Annotated in this window: 8 protein-coding genes; 6 read left to right on the top strand and 2 right to left on the bottom strand. The window is 68.1% G+C overall.

From position 1 onward, the window contains the following. Positions 1-147 precede the first annotated feature (147 nt). The 6 genes from FBY21_RS08685 to FBY21_RS08660 all read left to right on the top strand — a co-directional run bounded on the left by FBY21_RS08685 (position 148) and on the right by FBY21_RS08660 (position 7,290). Positions 148-1,497, top strand: coding sequence for a TolC family outer membrane protein (locus FBY21_RS08685; RefSeq protein ID WP_044403740.1), 1,350 nt, complete (start codon positions 148-150; stop codon positions 1,495-1,497). A 41-nt stretch (positions 1,498-1,538) separates the two neighbouring features. Next, positions 1,539-3,695 carry a type I secretion system permease/ATPase gene (locus tag FBY21_RS08680; protein ID WP_074967851.1) on the top strand — a complete coding sequence of 719 codons (2,157 nt, stop codon included), beginning with the start codon at positions 1,539-1,541 and terminating at the stop codon, positions 3,693-3,695. Between the two features lie 4 nt (positions 3,696-3,699). Beyond that, a complete protein-coding gene (locus FBY21_RS08675; RefSeq protein ID WP_142016356.1) occupies positions 3,700-5,046 on the top strand; it encodes an HlyD family type I secretion periplasmic adaptor subunit in 1,347 nt (448 codons plus the stop codon). A gap of 115 nt (positions 5,047-5,161) precedes the next feature. Continuing rightward, complete coding sequence (locus tag FBY21_RS08670; RefSeq protein WP_074967855.1) at positions 5,162-5,599, top strand: nucleoside deaminase; 438 nt, start codon at positions 5,162-5,164, stop codon at positions 5,597-5,599. A gap of 39 nt (positions 5,600-5,638) precedes the next feature. Beyond that, a complete protein-coding gene (locus FBY21_RS08665; protein ID WP_142010348.1) occupies positions 5,639-7,057 on the top strand; it encodes a hypothetical protein in 1,419 nt (472 codons plus the stop codon). Between the two features lie 2 nt (positions 7,058-7,059). After that, on the top strand, positions 7,060-7,290 hold the full coding sequence (locus FBY21_RS08660; RefSeq protein WP_142010345.1) for a hypothetical protein: 231 nt from the start codon (positions 7,060-7,062) through the stop codon (positions 7,288-7,290). Here FBY21_RS08660 and FBY21_RS08655 read toward each other — a convergent pair. Together FBY21_RS08655 and FBY21_RS08650 are read right to left on the bottom strand one after the other, a co-directional pair. Then, a complete protein-coding gene (locus FBY21_RS08655) occupies positions 7,280-8,785 on the bottom strand; it encodes an MFS transporter (RefSeq protein ID WP_142010343.1) in 1,506 nt (501 codons plus the stop codon). The genes FBY21_RS08660 and FBY21_RS08655 overlap by 11 nt on opposite strands. Positions 8,786-8,919: 134 nt before the next feature. Beyond that, complete coding sequence (locus tag FBY21_RS08650) at positions 8,920-9,348, bottom strand: hypothetical protein (RefSeq protein WP_142010340.1); 429 nt, start codon at positions 9,346-9,348, stop codon at positions 8,920-8,922. Positions 9,349-9,399 lie beyond the last annotated feature (51 nt).

Genomic DNA, 9,399 nt, shown 5'->3' with positions numbered 1-9,399 from the left:
GCTATTTAAGATAGTTCTGACAGAAGGATCAGGACTGACTTGGGTCACGGATTTCTGCTCGCTGTTTGAGCAAGGTTGACGCCAATTCCCTGACGGAATCTTGCCCGGACAGAAACCCACCGAATTTCCATGAAAGGATGCCTTTCCATGCGTCTGCGCTTTGTTACCGCCTTGCCCTTTGCCCTTGTCGCCAGCTTTCCCCTGCACGCGCAGACCCTGCAGGAGGCCATGCAGCGTGCGATCGAGTACCACCCGGAGGTCCAGGCCGGGGTGAATGCCCGCCTGTCGGCTGACTATCAGTTGAAGGCTGCGAAGGGCGGCTACCTGCCGCGTGTGGACGTGGTGGCCGGCTATGGCCGCGAAGGCAGCGACAACACCACCACCCGTGGCCAGGGTGACCACTGGCGGACCATGACCCGTGGCGAGTCGGCCCTGACCCTGCAGCAGATGGTGTTCGACGGCTTCGCCACCTCCAGCGAAGTGGCGCGCCAGCAGGCCACCGTGAATTCCCGTGCCTACTCGCTGCTGGGCACCTCCGAGCGCACCGCGCTGGACGTGGCGCAGGTGTACATCGAGGTGATCAAGCGCCAGGAGATGGTCCGCCTGGCCGAGGAGAACCTGAAGAGCCACCAGCGCATCTATGACCAGATCACCCTGCGCAGCACCCGTGGGGTAGGGCGCCTGGCCGACCAGGACCAGGCCGAGGCGCGCCTGGCCCAGGCCCGCAACAACCTGATCACCGAGCAGACCAACCTGGCCGATGCCCGCACCAACTACTTCAGCGTGGTGGGCACCGACCCGCTCGAACTGACCGAGCCGTCCGGCCTGCCGGGCCAGCTGCCCGCCGACCTGGCCGAGGCCCGTCGCGCCCTGCTGGAAAACAGCCCGATCCTGCGTTCGGCCGAGTCCGACGTGGCCGCTGCGGAGAAGCAGTACGACGCCGCCAAGTCCACCTTCTACCCGCGCTTCGATGCCGAGCTGCGCCGTGGCGCCGACAACGACCTGGACGGCCAGAACGGCCACGTCAACGAATGGCAGGCCATGCTGCGCATGCGCTACAACCTGTTCGCCGGCGGCAGCAACAAGGCCGACCTGGAGTCCAAGTCCTACCAGGTGAACCAGGCCCTGGACATCCGCAACAACGCCCTGCGCGTGCTCAACGAAGACCTGGGTCTGTCCTGGAACGCCCTGGCCAACGCCCGCGAGCAGATGCCCATCGCCCAGCAGTACGTGGACTACAGCAGCCGCGTGCGCGAGTCCTACCAGAAGCAGTTCAGCATCGGCGAACGCACCCTGCTGGACCTGCTGGACAGCGAGAACGAGCTGTTCACCGCGTCCCGTCGCCTGGCTGAAATTCGCTACCTGGAGCTGTTTACTCAGTACCGGATCAAAGCCACCATGGGCGAGCTGCTCAAGAGCCAGGGTGTCGTCGCGCCCATGGCGAGCGTCGTTCAGAGTGAGCTGAAGCCCGAAGTGAACCTGCCGGGCCTCAACTGAGCAGCGCCCAACCCCCGTACCGTTGAAAAGAGTGTTCCAGCGTGGATCAAGAAGCCAGTCGATTGCCCTTCACCAACGATCCACGCGGACAGCTCGATGACCCCCTGCTCGACAGCCTCCTCAGCCTCTGCCTGCAGCACCAGCGCCCGGCCAGCCGGGCCATGCTCACGGCGGGGCTGCCGCTGCCCGGCCAGCGCCTGACCCCCGAGCTGCTGCCCCGTGCGGCCGCCCGGGCCGGCCTGCAGGGGCGCCTGCTGCAGCGCAAGCTGGAGCAGATTCCGGCCATCGCACTGCCGGCCATGCTGATCCTCAAGGAGGGTCGCTGCGCCGTGCTGCTGGGCTGGGAAGCCAACGGCGATGCACGCCTGCTGCTGAGCGAGAGCGACGGCGGCGAGGTGCGCGCCCCCCGCGAGACCCTGGCCGAGGACTACGCCGGCCAGGCCTTCTTCGCCCAGCCGCGGCACAAGTTCGACCTCAACCACGGCACGCTGATTCCCCGGGTCAAGCACTGGTTCCGCGACACCCTCAAGCGTTCCCGCTGGCTCTACGTCGACGCGGTGGCGGCCAGCCTGCTGATCAACCTGATCGGCCTCGGCGCGCCGTTGTTCGTCATGAACGTGTACGACCGCGTGGTGCCCAACCAGGCCGCCGCCACCCTGTGGGTGCTGGCCGTGGGCATTTCCGGCGCCTACGTCTTCGACCTGCTGCTCAAGACCATGCGCGGCCTGTGCCTGGACCTGGCGGGCAAGAAGACCGACATGATCATTTCCGCCACGCTGTTCGAGCGCATCGTCGGCATGGCCATGAAGCACCGGCCCGCGCGGGTCGGCAGCTTTGCCCAGAACATCCATGAGTTCCAGACGCTGCGGGACTTCCTCGCCTCGCTGACCATGACCAGCGTCATCGACCTGCCGTTCACGCTGCTGATCCTGCTGGTGATCGGCATCCTCGGCGGGCACCTGGTGTGGGTGCCGCTGGTGGCCTTCGTGCTCGCCGGCACCCTCGGCTGGCTGCTGCAGAAACCCCTGGTGGAGACCATGGACCGCACCATGGCGCTGTCCGCCGAGCGTCAGTCCAGCCTGATCGAGACCCTGGCCGGCCTCGACGCGGTGAAGGTCAACAACGCCGAGAGCGAGCGCCAGTACCTCTGGGAGCAGACCATCGGCACCCTGGGCCGCCTCGAACTGCGGGTGAAGATGCTCTCCAGCCTCTCGCTCAACCTGACCCTGCTGATCCAGCAGCTGGCCGGTGTGGTGATGATCGTCGCCGGGGTCTACATGATCATCGCCGGCGACCTCAGCATGGGCGGCCTGATCGCCTGCTACATGCTCAACGGCCGCGCCCTGGGCCCGATGACCCAGCTCTCCGGCCTGATCACCCGCTATCAGCAGGCGCGCCTGACCATGTTCTCGGTCAACCAGATGATGGCGCTGCCCCAGGAACGCCACGAAGACGAGCGGCCGCTGACCCGCCAGGGCCTGCAGGGCGCCATCGAGTTCCGCCAGGTGTCCTTCACCTACCCGAACCAGCAGAACCCGGCGCTGAACACCATCAACCTGATCATCCGCCCCGGCGAGAAGGTCGGCATCGTCGGCCGCAGCGGCTCAGGCAAGAGCTCCCTGGCCAAGCTGATCGTCGGGCTCTACCAGGCCGATTCCGGCAGCCTGCTGGTGGACGGCGTGGACGTGCGCCAGCTGGACGTCAGCGACCTGCGCCACAACATCGGCTACGTGCCCCAGGACATCCAGCTGCTGGCCGGCACCCTGCGTGACAACCTGGTGTCCGGCGCCCGCTACGTCGAGGACGAGCTGGTGCTGCAGGCCGCCGAGCTGTCCGGCGTGCACGAATTCGCCCGGCTGCACCCCCAGGGCTACGAGCTGCAGGTGGGCGAGCGTGGCCAGAACCTCTCCGGCGGCCAGCGGCAGAACGTCGCCCTGGCCCGCGCACTGCTGCTGGACCCACCGATCCTGCTGCTCGACGAGCCCACCAGTTCCATGGACAACACCGGCGAAGAACGCCTGAAACAGCGCCTGGCGGCCGTGGTCGCCAACAAGACCGTGCTGCTGGTCACCCACCGCGCCTCCATGCTGTCCCTGGTGGACCGCCTGGTGATCGTGGACAAGGGGCAGATCATCGCCGACGGTCCGAAGGAAGCCGTGATGGAAGCGCTGAAGAAGGGGCAGATCAGTGTCGCGTAAGTCGATGGGCGAAGGCCTGATGAGCTACTTCAAGGGCCAGGAAAGCCTGGCCGACCAACCCCTGCCGGAAGTCAGCAAGGCCCTGGTGGAGGACGCGCCCCGTGTGGTGCGCCTGACCATCTGGACGCTGATCGGCTTCACCCTGTTCCTTGGCCTGTGGGCGCATTTCGCCGAGATCGACGAGGTGACCCGGGGCGAGGGCAAGGCGATTCCGTCGTCCAAGCTGCAGAAGATCTCCAACCTCGAGGGCGGCATCATCTCCGAGCTGTTCGTCCACGAAGGCCAGGTGGTGGAGCCGGGCGACCCGCTGCTGCGCCTGGACCCCACGCGCTTCCAGTCCAACGTCGGTGAGACCGAGGCCGACCGCGTGGCCATGGCCCTGCGCGTCGAGCGCCTGAGCGCCGAGGTGGACGGCCGCGAGCTGGCCATTCCCGATGCGCTGCGGCAGAAGGCCCCCGGCCAGGCCGAGAGCGAGGAGGCGCTGTTCCGCAGCCGCCAGCAGCAGCTCAGGGACGAAGTGGCCGGGCTGGAGCAGCAACTGGTGCAGAAGCAGCAGGAGCAGCGCGAATTCGTCTCCAAGCAGGGCCAGTACCGCAACAGCCTGGAGCTGCTGCGCCAGGAGATCGCCATCTCCGAGCCGCTGGTGGCGGAAGGGGCGATCTCCAAGGTGGAGGTGCTGCGCCTGAAGCGTTCCGAAGTGGAGGTGCGCGGCCAGCTGGAGGCCACTAACCTGGCCATTCCCCGGGCCGAGTCGGCCATCAAGGAGGTGGAGCAGAAGGTCGCCGAGACCCGCTCGCGCTTCCGCAGCGAGGCGCTCACCCAGCTCAACGAGGCGCGCACCGACCTGAACAAGGCCGAGGCCACCGGCAAGGCTCTGGAGGACCGGGTCAACCGCACCCTGGTCACCTCGCCGGTACGCGGCATCGTCAAGCAGCTGCTGGTGAACACCATCGGCGGGGTGATCCAGCCGGGCAGCGACCTGGTGGAGATCGTCCCGCTGGACGACACCCTGCTGGTGGAGGCGCGCATCCGACCCCAGGACATCGCCTTCCTCCACCCCGGACAGAAGGCCATGGTGAAGTTCACCGCCTACGACTACACCATCTACGGCGGGCTGCAGGCCGACCTGGAGCAGATCGGCGCGGACACCATCACCGACGAGGACGGCAACAGCTTCTACCTGATCAAGCTGCGCACCCGTAAGAGCCACCTGGGCAGCGACGAGAAGCCGTTGCTGATCATCCCCGGCATGGTGGCCTCGGTGGACATCATGACCGGCAAGAAGAGCATCCTCAGCTACCTGCTCAAGCCGATCATCCGTGCCCGCGCCGAGGCCTTGCGCGAGCGCTGATTCACAGCTCGGGCAGGCGAGGGTGGACAGCCTGCCGTTCGTCACCTAGGGTCTGCGCGGCTTGCGGCTGCGCAGGCCGAGAAACCCAGGTTCCACCGCGTACGCAGGAGCGCCCATGGACGAATTCATGCAGGCCGCCATCGACGAAGCCCGCCAGGGGCTCGCCGAAGGGGGCATCCCGATCGGTTCGGTGATCGTGCACCGGGGCCGCATCATCGGCCGTGGCCACAACCGTCGCGTGCAAGAGGGCAGCGCCATCCGCCACGGCGAGATGGACGCCTTCGAGAACGCCGGCCGGCAGAGCGCCAGCGTCTACCGCGAGTGCGTGCTGTACACCACGCTGTCACCCTGTTCCATGTGCAGCGGCGCCATCCTGCTCTACGGCATTCCCAAGGTGATCATCGGCGAAAACCACACCTTCCTCGGCGAAGAGGCGCTGCTGCGCTCGCGCGGGGTCGAGGTCGAGGTGCTGCAGGACGCCACCTGCATCCGGTTGATGGAAGACTTCATCGCCGCCCGCCCCGAACTCTGGAACGAGGACATCGGCGAATAGGCGAGCGGATCGCCTGCACGCGCGTTCACGGACGACACCATGCACAACCCACCACCCGCCTTCGGGGCGGCTGCCCCTGAGCCCTTCCTGCGCCGCAACTGGCCGGCGTTGCGCCGTGCCTGCTATGTCTTCGGGGTGCTGGCGGCCCTGCCGTTCGCCCTGCTGTGCCTGCTGATACCGGGCGGGTCGGGCTTCGGGCTGCTGCTGACCACCGGCGCCTGGCTGGGCATGGCCGGCCTGGTGTGGACGCTGTTCATCGAGCCTGAGGAGGCGGGCGGGCTGGCCAACCTCTTCGCCTTCTGCTTGCTGCTGGCCGGTGAGCTGGCCTTCCTGCCGCTCTCCATGGGCCTCCTTCTCGGTGCCATGCCGGCCGGGCTGTCGGCCTTGCTCGTATGGCCGCCCCTGGTGGGGCTGCACTACATGGTGCGCATCCTGCTGGCCATGCGCGAGAGCGGCGACGTGTTCGCCCTGCGCCTGCTGGCGGGCCTGGGTGTGGTCATCGCCGTCGGTGGGCCGTTGTACTGGGTGACCCGCGACCAGCCGGCTGCCCAGGTCATTTCCGCTACCCGCCCGGCGGCGGAGATCACCGTGCTGCGGGAGGGCCCGGCTCGCTTCGCCGAGGTCACGGTTGCCCCGTTGCTGGCCGCCGGGTATCGCAGCGTGCACGCGGACGGCCGCACCTACCAGGCCCTGCCACGGGGTGCACGGCGTTCCGTGCCCTGGGCCGGCGAGCCCTCGCGCTATGTGGTCATCGAACGCATCAGCCCCATTCCGGATTCCGAGCCTGCCGCCTGGCGCAGCGATGTGGAGGTGCTCGATCAGGCCGAGGACCTGCGCCTGGGCAATCGCCAGGCCTGGGTGGGCGACGGCCGGCCGGTGATCGGCCAGGCGCCCGACGGGTACCCCGAGTTGCGGGATGCGCCTGCCGCCAGCTTCCTGCAGAAGGTGCTGGTCCCGCCGCCGCGCATCAATCTCCCCTGGGGCTACCCGGAGACGCCGCTGAACCTGCATGAACTGCAGCCCGCCACCCTGGTGGACCCGGCCCTGTTCGCCGGGCGCCCGGCCGGCTGTGGTGCGGTCAGCGTGCGCCCCAGCCCGGCCGGCTACAACAACGAGCTGGCGGGCCAGGGCTGGTGGTACCAGCCCGACGCCGCCATACGCCAGGTGGCCTGCCTCGGTGACAGTTACCTGCTGCTCAGCGACTGGCACCTGGGCGGTATCTCCCTCGATCACGTCGACCGTTACGGCCAACTGCTGGGCCAGTACCGGCTTGACCTGAATGCCACCGACGGCAGCCGCGAGGCCGGCCAGGTGGCGCTGCTCTCGGCGGACAGCCGAGGCGGGCGGCTCTACCTGCGCTTCGGCGCGCTGAGCTGGGAGCACCTGAACGCGCGGGCCACCCACTACGACCGTGAACTGGCCGTGGACTTCACCCTCGGCAGCCGGCCTCTCTACTAGCCATGGACAGCCTCCTGGGCGCGGTCGGCCGCCTACTGGGCGAACTGCTGGTGGAGGTGCTGCTGCGCTGGGTGCTGTTCAGCGTCGGCCGCGTCGTCCTGCGCCTGGGCACCCTGGGGCGCTACCCCAGGGGCCACTGGCTGGACGATGGCTGGGAGAGCGCCATCACCTGCACGGTGGGGCTGTTCGTGCTGCTGGGCACCGTGGTGACCCTCGGCACGCTCATGCAGTGACCGCTTCCGGCTCCACCTGCGACAGCGGCTTCGCCACGCTCTCCAGCGGCTGCCGCTCGGCCGCCACGCCCCACAACGCCTGGATCACCCCGGCCGCCACCATCAGCCCGGCGCCGATCAGGTAGCCGATGAACACCTGGCTGCGCTCGGCGCTCTCGATCAACTGACCGAACAGCAGCGGCCCGACGATGCCGCCCAGGCCGGTGCCGAAGGCGTAGAACACGGCGATGGCCAGGGCGCGAACCTCCAGCGGGAAGGTCTCGGCCACCGTCAGGTAGGCCGAGCTGGCGGCCGCCGAGGCGAAGAAGAAGATCACCATCCAGGCAATGGTCTGCTGGGTGGCGTCGAGCATCTGCTGCTGGAACAGGTAGCCGCTCAGGGTCAGCAGTACGCCGGAGAGGATGTAGGTGCTGCTGATCATCACCCGTCGCCCCACGTGGTCGAACAGCCGGCCCAGCAGCAGCGGGCCGCAGAAGTTGCCGAGGGCGAAGGGCAGGATGTACCAGCCCACCTGGTCCCCCGGGACGTCGTAGAAGTCCGTCAGCACCAGGGCGTAGGTGAAGAAGATGGCGTTGTAGAAGAACGCCTGGCTGGTGAGCAGGCTGAGGCCCACCAGGGCGCGGCGGCGGTGGCGCACGAACAGGGTGTGCAGCACCTCCGGCAGGGGCGTGTGGTCACGCCCGCGCAGGCGCATGCGCGGCAGGTGGTCGACGGAGGCGAGTGTGTGCCCCTCGCGGCGGAAGCGCGCCTCGATGGCGTCGATGATGGCCTTTGCTTCGTCCGGGCGGTTGTGGATCATCAGCCAGCGCGGGCTTTCCGGCAGCCACAGGCGCATCAGCAGGATCACCAGCCCCAGCGCCGCGCCGATGCCGAAGCACAGGCGCCAGCCCATGTCGCCACCCACCACGTCCGGGTCCAGCAGCACCACCGAACCCACCGCGCCGAGGGCGGCGCCGATCCAGAAGGTGCCGTTGATGCCCAGGTCCACCCAGCCACGGAAGCGGGCCGGGGTGAACTCCTGGATGGTGGAGTTGATCGCCGAGTACTCGCCGCCGATGCCGGCTCCGGTGAGGAAGCGGAACAGCAGGAAGCTCCAGAGGTTCCAGGCGAAGGCGGTGGCGGCCGTGGCAGCGATGTACACCGCGAGGGTGATGAAGAACATCCGTCGGCGACCGATGCGGTCGGTCAGCCAGCCGAAGAATAGTGCCCCCAGCACCGCCCCGGCGATGTACATGCCGCCGGCCAGGCCCACGTCGGTGTTGCTCATGTGCAGGGCCGGGCTGTACTTGAGGGCGGCGGCCACCGAGCCGGCGAGGGTGACCTCCAGGCCGTCCAGCAGCCAGGTGATGCCCAGCGCCATCACCAGCAGGGTATGGAAGCGCCCCCAGGGCAGGCGGTCGAGCCGTGCCGGCAGGTCGGTGTCGTAGTGGCGGGTTACGTCGCCGGTGGCGTCCTGGCCTGGACGGGCGTGTGCGGTCAGCGAGGGGCTGTTCATCACGGGCTCCTTGATCCATGGGGGCCGGCGCCGGGGCTGGCCATGATCTGGAGAGCGCGCGAGGGTGAGGGGAGTTCAGGTTGTCTGCCGGCCGGCACGGGGCCGACCGGCAAACGGGGCTGGCGGGTGGTGGTTCAGAGGTCGCTGAGGATCTTCATCTTCAGGCTCTGGTACTCCGCCTTCGAGAGCTTGCCCGACTCGAACTGCTGCTTGGCATCGGCCATGGCCTTGGCCAGCTTGTCGGCGCTGGCGAAGGCGGTTTGCGGGTTGACCAGCTTGGACAGCCCCTGGAGGGCGCCGATGTCGCCCGTCACTTCGGCGTTGAAGATCGGGGTCGTGGTGCTGTCGCTGTCGCCGCTGTAGGACACGCTGGAGCTCGACTGCGTGGTGCGCTTGCTGGCGCCCGGGATGGACGGGTCGAAGAGGGTGTCGAAGCGGGTGAAGCCGAGCCCGCGCTCTTCCATGCCGCGGACGCGGTTCCTCTCGCGCCACTCCTGTTCCTGCTGCTGGCAGTACACGTACAGGGCCCGCGCGCTGACCACTTCCAGGCCGCCGAGTGCCATTGCGCCAGGCTCCGGGCAACCCGGTGTGCGGTGCATCACGCTCACGGCCTT

The organism is Pseudomonas sp. SLBN-26 (genome assembly GCF_006715895.1).
In the GTDB taxonomy this organism is placed as follows: domain Bacteria; phylum Pseudomonadota; class Gammaproteobacteria; order Pseudomonadales; family Pseudomonadaceae; genus Metapseudomonas; species Metapseudomonas otitidis.
The sequence above is the reverse complement of the archived record's forward strand: the minus strand, read 5'-3'. Positions and strand labels throughout refer to the sequence as shown.

Coding starts and splice junctions, on each gene's coding strand:
- FBY21_RS08685 (WP_044403740.1), top strand. CDS start 148: ATGCGTCTGCGCTTTGTTACCGCCTTGCCCTTTGCCCTTGTCGCCAGC.
- FBY21_RS08675 (WP_142016356.1), top strand. CDS start 3,700: ATGGGCGAAGGCCTGATGAGCTACTTCAAGGGCCAGGAAAGCCTGGCC.
- FBY21_RS08670 (WP_074967855.1), top strand. CDS start 5,162: ATGGACGAATTCATGCAGGCCGCCATCGACGAAGCCCGCCAGGGGCTC.
- FBY21_RS08665 (WP_142010348.1), top strand. CDS start 5,639: ATGCACAACCCACCACCCGCCTTCGGGGCGGCTGCCCCTGAGCCCTTC.
- FBY21_RS08660 (WP_142010345.1), top strand. CDS start 7,060: ATGGACAGCCTCCTGGGCGCGGTCGGCCGCCTACTGGGCGAACTGCTG.
- FBY21_RS08655 (WP_142010343.1), bottom strand. CDS start 8,785: ATGAACAGCCCCTCGCTGACCGCACACGCCCGTCCAGGCCAGGACGCC.
- FBY21_RS08650 (WP_142010340.1), bottom strand. CDS start 9,348: ATGGCACTCGGCGGCCTGGAAGTGGTCAGCGCGCGGGCCCTGTACGTG.